9 protein-coding genes are annotated in these 15,213 nt (G+C 41.3%); 5 read left to right on the top strand and 4 right to left on the bottom strand.

What is annotated here, in order from left to right:
- The coding region (locus H5182_RS21480; protein WP_182760606.1) for an Ig-like domain-containing protein at window positions 1–4,491 on the top strand (4,491 nt) is incomplete at its 5' end.
- A 50-nt stretch (window positions 4,492–4,541) separates the two neighbouring features.
- Here the strand turns inward: H5182_RS21480 and H5182_RS21475 are convergent.
- From H5182_RS21475 to mnmC, 4 genes are all read right to left on the bottom strand, one after another.
- A complete protein-coding gene (locus H5182_RS21475; protein ID WP_145241515.1) occupies window positions 4,542–6,026 on the bottom strand; it encodes a methyl-accepting chemotaxis protein in 1,485 nt (494 codons plus the stop codon).
- Window positions 6,023–6,874, bottom strand: a complete 852-nt coding sequence (locus H5182_RS21470) for a transporter substrate-binding domain-containing protein (RefSeq protein WP_145241513.1) — start codon at window positions 6,872–6,874, stop codon at window positions 6,023–6,025. The genes H5182_RS21475 and H5182_RS21470 overlap by 4 nt, the downstream gene beginning before the upstream one ends.
- A gap of 109 nt (window positions 6,875–6,983) precedes the next feature.
- Window positions 6,984–7,313 carry a hypothetical protein gene (locus H5182_RS21465; RefSeq protein WP_182760605.1) on the bottom strand — a complete coding sequence of 110 codons (330 nt, stop codon included), beginning with the start codon at window positions 7,311–7,313 and terminating at the stop codon, window positions 6,984–6,986.
- A 29-nt stretch (window positions 7,314–7,342) separates the two neighbouring features.
- A complete protein-coding gene (gene mnmC, locus H5182_RS21460) occupies window positions 7,343–9,367 on the bottom strand; it encodes a bifunctional tRNA (5-methylaminomethyl-2-thiouridine)(34)-methyltransferase MnmD/FAD-dependent 5-carboxymethylaminomethyl-2-thiouridine(34) oxidoreductase MnmC (RefSeq protein ID WP_182760604.1) in 2,025 nt (674 codons plus the stop codon).
- 177 nt (window positions 9,368–9,544) lie between these two features.
- Here mnmC and fabB point away from each other — a divergent pair, with 177 nt between their 5' ends.
- From fabB to H5182_RS21440, 4 genes are all read left to right on the top strand, one after another.
- Window positions 9,545–10,756, top strand: coding sequence for a beta-ketoacyl-ACP synthase I (fabB, locus tag H5182_RS21455; protein ID WP_145241506.1), 1,212 nt, complete (start codon window positions 9,545–9,547; stop codon window positions 10,754–10,756).
- 109 nt (window positions 10,757–10,865) lie between these two features.
- Window positions 10,866–11,984, top strand: coding sequence for a 4-phosphoerythronate dehydrogenase (locus tag H5182_RS21450; protein ID WP_145241504.1), 1,119 nt, complete (start codon window positions 10,866–10,868; stop codon window positions 11,982–11,984).
- Between the two features lie 51 nt (window positions 11,985–12,035).
- Window positions 12,036–13,052 (top strand): aspartate-semialdehyde dehydrogenase, encoded by a 1,017-nt coding sequence (locus H5182_RS21445; RefSeq protein ID WP_145241502.1) that lies wholly within the window; start codon window positions 12,036–12,038, stop codon window positions 13,050–13,052.
- Window positions 13,053–13,371: 319 nt separating this feature from the next.
- On the top strand, window positions 13,372–15,213 hold a 1,842-nt coding region (locus H5182_RS21440; RefSeq protein WP_310741415.1), incomplete at its 3' end, for a FimV/HubP family polar landmark protein.

The following is a 15,213-nucleotide window of genomic DNA, read 5'->3' as shown; positions in this document are numbered from 1 at the left end:
CAAGTAACAGCAACGGGGGCAATCATTTACACCGCCAATGCAGATTACTATGGTGACGACAGCTTTACTTACACAGTTAAAGACAGCAATGGCGCGATATCTAACCTTGCTACTGTCACCATGACCGTGAACCCAGTCAATGATGCACCTTTAGGTATTCCGCAAAGTTTAATACTTGCTGAAGATAATAGCGTCTTGATCACCTTAGTTGGCTCAGATATTGAGAACGATGATCTAAGCTATCGTCTTGATGAAGGCGCATTACATGGCTCGCTTGTGCAGCAAAGTAATGATAGTTGGTTATATACGCCAAACGCTAATTATAACGGCAGTGATGGCTTTAGTTTTGTTGTTAATGATGGACAGTTAGATTCAACAACAACCCCGGTATCGTTAGTTATCACCGCAGTTAATGACGCGCCAATTGTGGGTCTACAAACTGGCGTTACTGATGAAGACATGCCAGTAGTTATGAACTTACTCGGTAGTGATGTTGATGGTGATAGATTAACTTATACAATCGTTAGTCAACCAACTCATGGCACTGCTACTATCTCAGGTGAGCAAGTTACTTATCAAGGCAGTGCAAATTACTTTGGTGACGATCAGTTTAGCTATATAGCGAATGATGGATTACTTGATTCAGCACCAAGCACAGTGTCAGTAACGATTAATAGTATTAACGATTTGCCAGTGATTACTGGAGTACCAAGCTTAGCTGTTAATGAAAATGACTTATATAGCTTTGTACCACTAGCGACAGATAATGATGGCGATAACCTCAGCTTCAGTATTGAAAATAAACCAAGTTGGTTGAACTTTGATACCACCACAGGGGAGCTATCAGGCAGACCAAGCAATGCAGATGTAGGAAGTTATGCAGGCATCACGGTGAGTGTAACGGATGGGATTGCAAGCCAAAGTTTAACCCCATTTACACTGACAGTAGTGAATGTTAACGATGCACCAACAATCAGCGGTTCACCTGCAACATCAATCGCGCAAGATACAGGTTACTCATTTACGCCAATTGTGTCAGATATTGATAATACCAGTTTATCATTGACGATTTCGAACAAGCCGAGTTGGGCAACGTTTGATAGCACAAGTGGTACATTAAGTGGTATACCGACACGAGATGACGTTGGTCTATATAGTAATATTTTGATCACCGTAAGCGATGGGCAGTTAAGCAGTACGCTTAACCCATTTAGTATTGATGTAACGTATGTAAATGCGCCGCCTGTTGCTAATGATATGGTAATGCGCGTTAAAGAAGATAATAACCTCAGTGTTAGTGCTCAGGTTAGCGACAGTGATAACGACAATTTAGTTATAGAAGTGGTCACTCAACCACAGTTTGGTAGCTTAACGGTGCAAGGAACGGTATTTAGTTATCAGCCACAGGCTGATTATCATGGTAGCGACACCTTTAGCTATTTAGTGACTGATGGTAAAGCAAGTTCAGCTGTAGCTATGGCGTTAATTACTGTTGAGTCAGTAAACGATCAACCGGTCGCTGTGGAAGATACCTTTGACTTAGCGCGAACTGAAAGCGGCCGTTATATACTTGATGTATTGGCGAATGACACTGATGTTGATGGTGATGTAATAACAATTATTGGTGCTAGGGCGTCAGTGGGTACAGTGAGTATTGTTGACCAGCAGCTTGTCTATCAATTTAGCGCAAGTACCCAAGGCACTATTAAAGTTGAGTATATTATTGCCGACCCAGCGCAAGCACAAAGCACAGGGTTTGCTTATATTAACTTTACTGATAGCCAAGCGGATGCACCAACCATTACACCTCCAGCTGCTGTGAATGTTGATGCAACAGGATTGTTTACTCGAGTTAAGTTGGGTACAGCTCTTGCGTTTGATAGCGAGCAAAACCCTCTACCAGTTACTACTATCAATCAAAGTATGTTGTTTACGCCAGGCGTACATCAAGTGTATTGGCAAGCGATAGACAGTAATGGTAAAACCACAACTGCTAGCCAGCAAGTAATGGTTCACCCGCAAATATCACTAGGTAAAAATAAAGTTGTTGCTGAGGATCAAAGTTATACCACTCGGGTTTACTTGAATGGACCAGCGGCAAGTTATCCTGTCACTGTACCTTACAGCGTATCTGGAACCGCAACATCAGATGATCATGATTTAATCAGCGGTGAAGTGGTTATTGAACAAGGCCTCGTTGGTGAGATCAACTTTAGAGTCTTTGTAGATAGTGAGATTGAAGCGGATGAAACAATTGTTATAACGCTTGACGATAGCCTTAATACTGGCGCGCAAGCCTCTAATATTATGACTATTTCAGAGAGTAATATAGCACCAAGCTTAGTTACGATAACGGAGCAAAATAATCAGCCTCGGCCATTTGTTTTAGCAAGTGACGATCTCGTAACAATTACAGCGTTGGCAACAGATAATAACCCTGGAGATAATATTTCATTTAGTTGGCAAGCAGCAGATGAACGGATTGTTGATCTAGGTAATGCGGCTGATACATTTGTGTTCTCTACAGCTGAACTCGATATTGGTATTTATGAAATAGCAGTAACCGCAACAGATGACGCTGTGGATAGCTTATCAACTACAGTGACCAGTTATGTTGAAGTGGTAGCTCAGTTACCTGAACTAACAACTGCGGATACTGATAATGACTTAATACCAGATAATATCGAAGGCCTACAAGATAATGACCGTGATGGTATTCCTGATTATTTGGATAATATTAATGAATGTAATGTATTACCTGAGCAAGTAAATGAGTCAGCGCAGTTTCTTGTCGAGGGGGATGCGGGAGCATGTTTAAGAAAAGCATTCTCAAGCATACAAAATAGCAGTGGCGCAGCACAATTGTTTGAAAATGAATTGCCTGCAGATGTTGGGATGGATAACTCTGGTGGTTACTTTAGCTTTATAGTAACCGCCATGGAGCAAAAAGGTGAAAACTACCACATAGTGCTTCCGCAAAGAATGCCAATACCAGCGGGGGCGATTTATAGAAAGCTTATCAATAATGAGTGGATTGACTTTAATACCAGCAACGGCGATAAGGTCTATTCTACTCAAGGTGAGCAAGGGTATTGCCCTTCACCAAATAGTCAGCTGTGGCAAGAAGGGCTTAAAGAAGGTGACTGGTGTGTACAATTACGCATAACTGATGGTGGTATCAATGATGCTGATGGCATAGCGAATGGTCAAATTGTTGATCCAGGCGGCGTTAGCGTTATGAGTAGTAATAACAGCGCGCCTGTTACACAATCAGATCAAGTAACTATTGCACTAGGTAATAGTATTGTTATTGATGTGCTTAGTAATGATAGCGATGCAGATAATGATGTACTGACGCTCACCAGTGCAAGTGTTGATTTTGGTGAGGTAGCAATCGTTAATAATCAACTTAGTTATCAACCATTACTTGATTTTATTGGTACTGCAACGATCAACTACAGTGTGTCTGATGGTAAAGGTGGAACAGCCTTTGGTACAGCGACTGTTAGTGTGGTAGTAAACAGTGCCCCAACAACTATTGGTGATACTGCAAGCACCAATGACCGCACGCAAATAGTTATTGATGTGCTCTCCAATGATAGCGATGAGGATGGCGACGCACTTAGTTTAATAAGCGCGCAAGCTACGCAAGGCACAGTCACTATAAATAACGATGGCACATTGAATTACCAGCCCAAAGCAGGTTTTGAAGGTGTTGATTTTATTGAGTATACAGTTTCTGACAGTAAAGGTGCTGAAGCAAAAGGAGAAGTAAAAGTGACCGTAAAAGCTTATACAACCACCACGGTTAAAAATAGCTCATCAGGTAGTTTAGGCAGCACCATGGTGTTGTTAATGATTGGGTTAATCTTTATACGTCGCCAATCAAAACTGACGCCATGGGCTTTACTCGCTACGGCTGTGGTAGTCAGTCAGCCTGTACTAGCTGGTGAGTGGTCTATGGATGGCACGATTGGTTATGCGGCCGTTGCAGGCTCCACCACAACTGATCAATCAGTCGAATTAGCGAATACTGAATACGATGATACCGATATTAGTTGGTCAATAGGCGGGATTTATTCGTTAGCGACTAATTGGCAATTTGGCGTACGCTATATCAACTTAGGTGAAGGTAGTATGACCTTTGTTGGAGATACGCTTGATCCAAGTAATGCGCAATTGAATGTATCACAAACCGTGCCGGTATTGTCACAAGGACCTGCGATACAAACCGCTTATGTATTCCCGCTATTGGGCCAAGTTAAGAGTAAGGTTTTTGTAGGGGCTTTCCATTATCATTATTCAATCGATAGCCGCTCATCTACGGGGCAAAAAATTACATATAGTGACACCAATACACGCCCTTATTTTGGCGGGCAATTAGCTTATCCAGTGCTTGAAAATACAGATGTTTCAATTAACTATAGCCATTATAAGCTAAGAGAAAATGATGTAAATGAATGGGCGCTAGGGTTCCAATATCAATTTTAGGAGTCATTAAAGCGTAAATAAAACGGCTAGCCTTCTAGCCGTTTTTGCATTTAATACTTAAACAACCCAAGTTTAGCCACAATGCCTTTTTCAAGATCATTGAGCTGCTTAACTGTCTTATCAAGATGATCCGCTTCTTGGGCAAGCGACTTTGCGCCATGATTGATTTTTTCCATGGTGGCTAATACTCCTTGCGTAACCGAGGTTTGTTCTTCTGAACTGGCTGCAATGCGTTCATTCATTAAGTTCATCTCATCAACTTGTTGAGCGATATTATGAAAAACGCGTTGGCTTTGCTCGTTCGCGCTAGTAACGTCGGTACTCACTTGTTTGCTTTTTTGTGTGGCGGCTACACATTCACTGGCGTTGGTTTGTAGTGCAGTAATGATATTTTCGATTTCTGATGTGGAATGGTAGGTTTTACTCGCAAGTGCGCGAACTTCATCAGCAACTACGGCAAAGCCTCGGCCAGACTCTCCAGCACGTGCAGCTTCAATTGCTGCATTAAGCGCCAATAAGTTGGTTTGTTCGGCGATACTTTTAATCACATCAAGAACTTGGCTTATCTCACTACTGCGACTATCAAGTTGCTCTACCACCGTTGATGTGTGATCTAATTGATTTTCAAGGTCGTTTATCAAACTACTGTTATGACTCATCGATAGCTCGCCGTCTTGGCAAAGTCCTTGTACTTGCATTGTTTTATCCGCTGTTTGCGTCGCTCCAAGGGCAATTTCTTTAGTCGCTTGGGTTAATTGACTCAGAGAGGAGGTTGCCGCATCGGTTAATTGATATTCTTGCTCGGCTTCATATTTTGAACGCACTGTTGCTTCGTTTACTGTTGCGGCAATCACTTCAAGCTCGGTAGCTGTTTGCCCCAGGCTTGAGATTATTTGCTGCACTTCATTAATAAAGCGGTTAAAGCCCGCAACTAAATGGCCAATTTCATCCGTAGATTGATAGTTTATTCGCTGAGTTAAATCGCCAGAGCCACGGGCAAGTTCATCCACCAATTGATTGACACTGACAATCGGTTTGATGATCAGTATGCGGCATACGCTAAGAATAATAATGCCTAACAAGGCAAATGAAATGGCAAGGGTGATAACCATGGTACTTAATGCTTTGTTGATGCCATGGTTTAATTCATCTTGGCTAAAGCTGATATGGATAGTACCAATTGGTTGTTCTGAGAATGTTAGATCAATTTGCTGCTTGAGCAATTGCTTTGTTGTATTGCTGGGTTTATCAAGTCGACCAAGTTCGATACCACGATGATCAATAACATGCAGTTGTTGAATATCTGGATTTTTAGCAAATGCCTGCAATATTTGCGCGATCAGGGGTTTATCATATGAGAATACTGGCTCGGCTAAAATAACCGTTAATTGTTGCTTTATCGCATCAACATTTTTATGCCATTGTTTGGTTTCATCATTTTTTAGTAATACGTAGTTTACCCCAATTACAAAGCTAAAAGTGACGAGTAAACAAATACTAAGCGCTGTGATTATTTTTCTTTGTAATGATTTCATTGCGTGTTGCTCTCGTTAAGTGGATCAAACCACAGTGCGTGTTGTAATAGTGGAGTGCGTGATGACAGGCTAGGGTTCTGTAATGGGATCACCTTTCGTGTTGCTAAGTTAGCTTTAGCTAGTACCATTTTTACTTGGCTGTCGTTAAAGAACATGGTGGTAAAAGTGCCATCGGCAATCATATCTTGTAGCGCAGAATTAAGCTGGCTGGCGAGAGTGTGGTTATCCTTAGCGACAAAGAAATATAACGGTGCGGTATATTTTAGTAAAATGTAAGGATCAACGGTCAGGTTTAACTCACTGTTATTAGCTATTTCATCCCATGGTTCGTTTACGCCACGGGGAAAGTAATCAAAGCGATTACCTTCTAACATCGGAAATAAATTAGGGTATTTTAAGGTAGTGATCACCTTTAAGCCATTCGCTTTGAGTATAGCGGTATCGGGCCACGTTTTGCCTTGTCCGGCGCTAAATTGATAGAGGTCTTTAATAGAGTTTACATGTTTAAATATATGCTGATTTTGTTGAGTGACCATCGCCAAGCGCATACCCAACAAACCACGAAATAAAGGGATATAAATTGCTTGATAGTCTTGCTCAAGCTGCTCAGAAGTCATGCTCCACATCACATCTAACTGACCATTTTTTACATCATTTAAAATACGTGCATTTGAAATGTCTTTATCACTTTCGTAAGGATGTATATATGCAAGGTTTTGCCTCGCTAATGCGGTTAGTAATAGTTTGTGTGGTAAGGAGGTATCACCTGAGTAGCTTTGTAATTTGATTGCTGCGGCGTTGCAATAGTTACTGCCGCAGAGAATCAATATATAAAGTAAATAGCGCATTAAAGACCGTGTTGTTATTATTGTGTTAATAATAAACTACGGTGCTTTTGCTATAAGCTCAACAGTTTGTTTTATGCATACGTATTCAGATCAGTTCGCCGTCAAGCGATTATGGTTGCGTGATCATAATCGCTATTTCGGTTCGGTAGTCACGAGCATATAAGCTGATCCGCACGGTTTTCTTGTCGATGGTATAAAACAACGTTCGGCGTTTATTATCACCGATAATAAGCTCAGACTTACCTAAAGCTTGTTGATAAAAAGCACTCACTTTTGTAATCGACTGAGCAACATAGCCAGTTTGTATCAGTGGGTAGTCATCGGCAATTTGTAATGAGTACTTAAAATCAGCTGGTAGCGGAACGCTGTCTAAATTTGCAGCGCAAGTCACTGAGGTTATGCTTATTGCTAACATCATTGGTGTTATTATTTTTATCATATTGGTTCCTACACGCTATTTTTGCTAAATTAAATTTTATTTCGAATTAAATCTCTTACAATAAAGCGGGCTGGGTGAATCGCTTGGCTTACTCGTTCACTCAAAGGCTGTGGTTCATTGTTAAGTGCAGCAACTAATTGTTCTGCACACAGGGGCGCACTGCATAAGCCACGAGCCCCAAAGCCTGTGAGTATGTGTAGTCCTTGTTGTGGTTTTTGTAAGGATTGATATTGATAGCGTTTCCCTGCGCGTAAATTGGCAAACGCGTGAATATAATCACTTTGCTGCGGCCATTCTCCGGCCATAGGGAGGTGATCAATAAAACTACAACGTACAGCAGCTTTAGCTGCCGTGATCTCACCTAGACTATTGGCAAAGTCGGTTTGTCCATAAAAGTGAAGCAGTTGCTCGCGATTTGTTTGATTGTCTTGGTCTTTGACTGCACGGCTTTTTGAGTTTTTCTCGAATGTTGCGCCCATACAGTGATGGTCTAAATAAGCAGGAGTAAAGTAGCCTTTATGACATAGCACGGTTTTTAGTTTACGTGATGCAGGACTTGCTTGTACATGGGATACTTGACCACGCACGCCAACAATTGGCAGAGCCTGAGTTTGTACAAAACGGTCGCTGTGCTCACCAGCACATACAATAACGTCACTAAATGGGCCAAACTGTTGCCCTTGGCTCAATAACAGCCAGCCTTGCGGGGTTTTCTCAAGCTGTTCGATATCACAATTAAAATGGCTTTTAATTGGTTTGAGTTTATGGGCTTGTTGGAACAGAGCGCTCACTAATTGTGGTGGGTTAACCCATCCACCTAACGGGAAATATACGCCAGAGTAGCCTGTACTTACACCGGCAATTTCATCACCTTGCTCAGGCGTTACGCTGTGCATGAGTTCATCTGGCCACAGCTGTTTATGTTCAATATTTTGATGGCGTTCAACTAAGGGTTGTTTGATCGCGTGTTGTAATACGCCGCACCATTGATGATCATAGTGAAAGCCATTCTCAGTGAGTTGCTGATAAAGTCGTTTCGCATATAAAAAACTGTGCGCAAAAAGCTCACTGTGCGGGGAGTTTTTTGCTTGTAAGTGCGGATAAATCGCACCTTGCACATTATGAGATGCGCCCATCGCGAGTTGGGGATCTTGGCAAAAAAGTTGGCTGTTAACCCCACGTTTCGCCAAGCTATATAAAATAGCGCTGCTGGCTATCCCTCCGCCAATGACAGCAACGTTTTTAAGTGAACTTTGCTGATGAGCCAGATAAGGTGGCGCCGATTGTGCTTGGTTAGCATGGGCTAAAGAACCAATCAGCATTTCATTTTTTTTGCCATGACCTTTGATTTTTTGTACCGCAAACCCTGCATCAGCAAGACCTCTACGTACAACACCTGCAACCGTAAAGGTTGCAAACGTGGCATTACTACGAGAAATATCCACCATTGAATTAAATAAGGCTGGCTGCCACATTTCTGGATTTTTACTCGGTGCAAAGCCATCTAGATACCACGCATCGATAATACCTGTTTGCGGGTAGCTTATAGCTGCGAGTGATTCTTGCACATCGCCAAAATATAAATCGAGTATAATTTGACCATTGTCAAATTCAAGACGATGGCAACCAGCCAAATTAATCGGGTACTTAGCAAGTAACTGTTTACTCAATGGTGCTAAACTAGGCCATACTTGCAATGCCTTTTGCAGATCGTCTGTTTTAATCGGATACTTTTCAAAAGACATAAAATGTAAGCGCTGCACATTTTGTTGTGCTGGGTTGTGAACTTCTTGACTATGATGTTGCCTACTGGTTAGATTATTTTTAAATTGTTGCCATGTATTTAAAAAATTAAGACCAGTACCAAAACCAGTTTCAGCGATAACGAAATGTGCACGGTCATGATTTTGTAATCGATGAGGCATATTATTTTGCTGGTAGAACACATAATCAGACTCAGCTTGGCCATCATCGTTCGAAAAGTAGACATCGTTAAAGTTGTCTGCAACGGGTGTACCTAAGTTATTAAAGTGAATTTCAGCGTTTTTAATCATGGCATGCAATTAATGAGTACTTTTTTTCATTATTTTACGTGTTTTCTTTGAAATAGTCTGGCGTTATTTATAAGCTAGAGGTTCAGAGTACAAGTGTACGCTAGAAAGCTGACCACTTCGTTGTAAGTTTCAGCGTAAAATAGAACACAATTTAGTATCAAGCTAAGGTAATTACCCATGAGAAGAGCCGTTATTACGGGCATCGGTGTTGTATCAAGCATCGGTAACAACAAAGAAGAAGTATTAGAATCGTTAAAAACAGGTAAGAGCGGAATCGCTTTTAACCCAGAATTTGCTGAATATAAGTTACGTAGTAACGTATCTGGCAAAATTGATATTGACGTTAAAGAGTTTGTTGATCGTAAAGCAATGCGCTTTATGGGCGATGCCGCTGCGTATTCGTATATCTCAATGGCACAAGCAATTGCAGATTCTGGTTTGTCTGATGATCAAGTATCAAATGAGCGCACGGGTATCATTGTGGGTTCCGGTGGTGGTTCATCTAAATGGCAGGTTGAAGCGGCTGACATTTTACGTGAAAAAGGCGTAAAACGTGTAGGTCCTTATATGGTTCCGCGCACCATGGCCAGTACAACATCGGCATGCTTAGCAACACCATTTAAAATTAAAGGTGTTAACTACTCAATCAGTTCAGCATGTGCAACCTCTGCACACTGTATTGGTAACGCAGTTGAGCAAATCCAATTAGGCAAACAAGACGTTGTTTTTGCCGGTGGCGGTGAAGAGCTTCACTGGACATTGGCAATGGAATTTGACGCAATGGGCGCACTTTCTACTAAATATAACGAAACGCCTGAAAAAGCCTCTCGTACTTATGATGCTAACCGCGATGGATTTGTTATCTCTGGTGGTGGCGGTATTGTTGTTGTTGAAGAACTTGAACATGCGCTTGCACGTGGTGCACACATTTATGCTGAAGTTGTTGGCTATGGCGCAACATCTGATGGCTATGACATGGTTGCACCATCAGGTGAAGGTGCTGCACGTTGTATGCGTCAAGCAATGCAAGGCGTTGACAGTATTGATTATCTTAACACTCACGGTACATCTACACCAGTAGGTGATGTAAAAGAGTTAGGAGCAATTCAAGAAGTATTTGGTGGTAATTCACCGATGATCAGCGCGACTAAAGCAATGACAGGCCATGCACTGGGCGCCGCTGGTGTGCATGAAGCTATTTTCTCACTATTGATGTTAGAGCATAGCTTTGTTGCGCCTTCAATCAATATTGATGAGCTAGATGAACAAGCTGCAGGCTTAAACATTATCACTGAGCGTAAAGACGTTGAACTAAATACTGTTATGTCTAACAGTTTTGGTTTTGGTGGTACTAACGCCACGTTAGTGATGAGTAAATATAAAGGCTAATTAAAAAGCCACATTACAATTAAAGCCGAGCAACTTGCTCGGCTTTTTCGTTTTCAAAGTCGGCTATGTTCGATACAATAGCGGCTCTTAGTGCTTACTGGACTTGTTAATGAAAATTCTTGCAGACCAAAACATGCCACTTGTTGAGCAATATTTTGCTGATTTTGGTGAAGTAACGCGTTTTGATGGTCGTACATTACAAAGCGAACAGCTAATTGATGTTGATGTATTATTAACTCGCTCGGTAACCTCAGTAAATGAAGCACTGTTAATACATGCTAATAAATTACGCTACGTAGGTACGGCGACAATCGGCGTTGATCATATTGATACTGATTTACTCAAACAACGTGATATTGCATTTACGAGCGCACCTGGTTGTAATGCCGTTGCTGTGGCTGAATATGTGATCAGTAGCTTGTTTGCACTGTGCCAAGAAAATGCCTGCACCTTGGAGCACAAAACCATTGGGATTGTCGGAGTGGGCAGTATTGGTAGCTGTTTGCGAGATAAATTAGCCGCGCTTAATGTCACTGTATTAGTATGCGATCCACCTAAGCATGAAGCGGGACAATTAGCCGAGCATACAGATATTGATGAGTTGTTGAGTAAAGCGGATATCGTCACTTTCCATGTGCCGTTAGTAACGACCGGGAAACATAGTACCTTGCATTTAATGAACAAAGCGCGTTTAGCCGCGCTTAAACCTGGCACTATTTTGATTAATGCCAGTCGCGGCGATGTGGTCGATAATCATGCTCTACTGGAAATTATGCGCGGTGGTGCCAAGCTCGATGTGGTATTAGATGTATGGGAAAACGAACCTTCTATATTAACTGAATTGCTTGAGTTTGTGCGTTATGCCAGTGTCCATATCGCAGGCCATACCTTAGAGGGTAAAGCACGTGGCACGCAAATGCTCTATGAAAAGTTGTGCGAGCTTAAAGGTTTGCAAACAGGCAAAGCATTAGCTGATTTTTTACCAGTGCCCGCGTTTACCCAAGTTACATTACAAGAAACCTTTAGCGAAGCTGATTTAGGTCAGTTGATCCATCTGGTTTACGATGTGCGTCGTGATGATGGTATTTTGCGATGCAACTTAGCAAGTGAAGGGTTTGATAGCTTACGTAAAAACTACCCCATTCGACGTGAATTTAGCACAGTCAAAGTGCTAGGTGCAGGCGCATATTCGCCTTTGCTGCAAGGGCTTGGTTTCGTAGTCGAATAACTTAAAATTTAAACAGCGGCCACAATGGCGGCTGTTAAACGAGGAATACACATGTCACAAAAATATAATGTTGCCGTACTTGGCGCTACAGGTCTTGTTGGTCGCCAAATTATTGAAACGTTAGAAGATCGTAAGTTTCCTGTTGATCAATTATTTTTATTGGCAAGTAGTCGCAGCGCTGGTGAAGATATTAAGTTTCGTGGTGAAACTATTGAAGTGCAGGACGTTGAAGGGTTTGACTTTAGCCAAGCGCATATTGGTTTATTTTCTGCTGGTGGCAGTGTGTCAGAAAAATACGCACCTATTGCCGCTGATGCAGGATGTGTAGTAATTGATAACACTTCGCACTTTAGAAATGATTTTGAAATACCACTGGTTGTGCCAGAAGTAAATGCAGCAAGCCTTGCTGATTTTAGAAATCGCAATATCATTGCTAATCCTAATTGCTCAACTATTCAAATGATGGTGGCATTAAAACCTATTTATGATGCATACGGCATCGATCGTATTAATGTATCTACTTATCAAGCAGTATCGGGTGCAGGCAAAAAAGCGGTTGATGAACTTGCAAAACAAACTGCTAATTTAATGAATGCACGCCCTGTAGATAGCGAAATATTTCCAAAGCAGATGGCGTTTAATGTTATCCCACAAATTGATGTTTTTGAAGATAACGGTTACACCCGTGAAGAAATGAAGATGGTTAACGAAACCCATAAAATTCTGGGTGATACCACAATTGCTGTTAATCCGACGTGTGTACGAGTTCCGGTATTTTTTGGTCACTCAGAAGCGATTAACATTGAAACACGTATGCCGTACGACTTTGAACATGTAAAACAATTACTTAATGACGCGCCAGGGCTTGAACTTATAGAAGACGAAGGGGATTACCCAACCCCGGTTACAGATGCAAGTGGTAATGACATTGTGTATGTAGGGCGCTTACGTCAAGATATCTCACATCCGCATGGTTTAAATATGTGGGTTGTAAGTGATAATACCCGTAAAGGGGCCGCAACGAACAGCGTGCAAATAGCTGAAGAGTTGATAGCGAACTATCTTTAATTAAGAGCAAGAAAAGCGGCAGTTTGTCGCTTTTTTATTTTTTAACTGCCAAATAATTGCCGCATAGCTGCTAAAAGCGTATAAACTTAATCTTAACGATAAAAAACTCTTCCGGCTAATAAAGTTTAAGCTATTACGTTTCAAAGTGTTGCGATGGATATTAAGCCGCAACTGGTTTATAGTTTGCAACTGGAATAGAGCTTGCAGGAAAGACTTAATTAACTATTTATTTATGTACGTTATTTCTGCAAGAAATAATCAATGTTTAAGCGTCTAATTTAATGGCGCTGCGTTAACATTTAAACATTAAAGGATCAGCATGCGCGGTTTAGCTACACTCCTCTTATTAGCGTCTGCATTGGTGGTAACACCGATATACTCCCAAGACGGCAGCCAACTTAAAGGGCCTAAAGGCGTTGATTATGGCGTTCAAGGGCGTTCTATTGGGCCAATAAAGCCAACCGATACACTATGGCGTATTGCTGCAAAAGTGCGACCTGATAACTCGGTCAGTATTTATCAAGTTATGCAGGCTCTGTATGAAAAAAATCCGCAATCATTTTTAGATCAAAATCTCAATCATATGCGCGATGGTGCGTATTTAAAAATCCCTACCTTAGCTGATATCCGCGCAGTAAGCCCGGAGCTTGCCAAACAGCGTTCAGAGCAAGATGATGAGCTATGGGAAAAAAAGAAAAATGGCACGCTTACGAACAGCGAAATTACTGCTTCACAAACCAAAGTAACTCAAGCACGCAAAGTGGATGTTGATGAAGCTAAGCAAGAATTAAAACAAGAAATCAACAGCATTAAAACCCAACAGGGCAGTCAGCTTGTTGAATTACAAAAGCAGTTCAAGTCGTCAGTTGATAATGTCGAAGAAATTTTAGTTGAAAACAATAAATTAAAGCAACAGTTAACTGGTGTGTCTAAAGAGCTTGAAAATATTCGTGAGCAACTTGGTAAAGACAGTGAAATTCAACGCCAACTTTCTGAATTGATTGCAAAACAGAACGAAATTATAGAGCAACAACAAGCAAAAAAGCTCGAAGAGACTAGTGAGTTTGACTTTGCTGGGCTATTAGCCAATCCACTAGTTCTCATTCTATTAATGACAATTCCAGCGTTATTGATCATCTTTGCAATCGTGATGTTTTTACGTAAACGTAACAACAAAGAAGATGAAAGCACTGATGATGACGAATTTTTACCACAAAGCCCCAGTTATACTGCCGAGGATGAGCTTGATTTAGGCCCATCTCTTGATCCCATTGTTCCAGATCCAGTTCAAGAAGACGATGATGTAAGTATTCAGCTTGATGATCTTGAGAACGATATTTTACCTGATGACGACGATATTATTTTTGATGACAATATTGATGATGCGTTTGAAGATGGTGACAGTTTATTAAATCAAGACGAGCTAGATGGTTTACTGAGCGACGACATTGTATTTGATGATGAAAGTGACGAGGCTAAAGAAGATGATGAACTTGATATCTTCATGCAGCAAGATTTTGATCAAGCAGATGATGATAGCTTAGGCGACGACATTGATTTAGATATTAAAGCCGACAACAATGATGGCGATATTCTAAGTGCATCAGATCTAGATGATTTATTTGCTAATGACAACGATGAACCGACTGCTGAATCAGATGACTCGCTTGACTCAGATGATGACTTAGCAGCACTCAGTGAAGAGTTAGCAGATGAAGATGATGACTTTGATATTGATGCATTGATTGATGAACAAAGCAGTAATCAACCGACAGATAAGAATGACGGCGATAACGACGAATTTGATTTAGACGATATTGACAGCCTTATTGATGAAGCTGGCGATAAAGCGACTGCAGAGCCGGATCTGGCTGAAGAAGACGAATTTGATCTAGACGATATTGACAGCCTTATTGATGAAGCTGGCGATAAAGCGACTGTAGAGTCGGAGCTGGCTGAAGAAGACGAATTTGATTTAGACGATATTGACAGTCTAATTGATGAAGCTGGCGATAAAGCGACTGTAGAGTCGGAGCTGGCTGAAGAAGACGAATTTGATTTAGACGATATTGACAGTCTAATTGATGAAACTGGCGATAAAGCGACTGCAGAGCCGGAGTTGGCTGAAGAAGACGAATTTGATTTAGACGATATTGACAGT

The sequence above is a fragment of the Pseudoalteromonas sp. SG44-17 genome, assembly GCF_014164235.1.
Lineage (GTDB): Bacteria > Pseudomonadota > Gammaproteobacteria > Enterobacterales > Alteromonadaceae > Pseudoalteromonas > Pseudoalteromonas rhizosphaerae.
The sequence above is the reverse complement of the archived record's forward strand: the minus strand, read 5'-3'. Positions and strand labels throughout refer to the sequence as shown.

Excerpts from the sequence above, each read along its gene's own strand:
- fabB (WP_145241506.1), top strand. The coding sequence starts at position 9,545 with ATGAGAAGAGCCGTTATTACGGGCATCGGTGTTGTATCAAGCATCGGT.
- H5182_RS21470 (WP_145241513.1), bottom strand. The coding sequence starts at position 6,874 with ATGCGCTATTTACTTTATATATTGATTCTCTGCGGCAGTAACTATTGC.
- H5182_RS21450 (WP_145241504.1), top strand. The coding sequence starts at position 10,866 with ATGAAAATTCTTGCAGACCAAAACATGCCACTTGTTGAGCAATATTTT.
- H5182_RS21475 (WP_145241515.1), bottom strand. The coding sequence starts at position 6,026 with ATGAAATCATTACAAAGAAAAATAATCACAGCGCTTAGTATTTGTTTA.
- mnmC (WP_182760604.1), bottom strand. The coding sequence starts at position 9,367 with ATGATTAAAAACGCTGAAATTCACTTTAATAACTTAGGTACACCCGTT.
- H5182_RS21465 (WP_182760605.1), bottom strand. The coding sequence starts at position 7,313 with ATGATAAAAATAATAACACCAATGATGTTAGCAATAAGCATAACCTCA.
- H5182_RS21445 (WP_145241502.1), top strand. The coding sequence starts at position 12,036 with ATGTCACAAAAATATAATGTTGCCGTACTTGGCGCTACAGGTCTTGTT.